The sequence below is a fragment of the Paenibacillus sp. Lou8.1 genome, assembly GCF_024213565.1.
In the GTDB taxonomy this organism is placed as follows: Bacteria; Bacillota; Bacilli; order Paenibacillales; family Paenibacillaceae; genus Paenibacillus; species Paenibacillus polymyxa_B.
This window is the reverse complement of sequence record NZ_JANAVN010000048.1, coordinates 1-458: the sequence shown is the minus strand read 5'-3', so window position 1 is coordinate 458 and position 458 is coordinate 1. Positions and strand designations below refer to the sequence as shown.

Genomic DNA, 458 nt, shown 5'->3' with positions numbered 1-458 from the left:
AACTTCTCGGCCGTCAGGTCCGCACGATTCAGGTAGCCTCGTGCCACCCCGGCACCGCCAATGCACAGCTCGCCCAGCACGCCGATCGGCACCGGATTCAGCTGGCTGTCCACGATGTAAAAGCGTGCGTTCAGCCATGCCTGACCAATCGGCACACTGCCGCTGCTTGGCAGCTTCGACAGCTCTTCGTCGTAGAAGCTGGAGTCAATCGCTGCTTCCGTGACGCCATAACTGTTCATAATGCGGATATCCGCGCCAAACCGTTCTTGCAGCACCCGGTAGTCTGTCACGCTGCAGCTGTCCGAGCTGGTGATCAGCAGTTCCAGACTGTTCATGTCCAGTCCCTGTTCATGTACATGCTGCATGAACGGTACAATTAATGCCGGTGTGGATTCGAACACCGTAATCTGATAGTCGTGAATCCAGCCGTACAGACGGCTTGGGTCAATCCGGTCGTC

The 458-nt window shown here is 57.0% G+C and carries 1 protein-coding gene; it reads right to left on the bottom strand.

Going from position 1 to position 458, the window contains the following annotated elements:
• A partial coding sequence (locus tag NLX78_RS26395) for an AMP-binding protein (protein WP_254351931.1) occupies window positions 1-458 on the bottom strand: 458 nt, incomplete at both ends.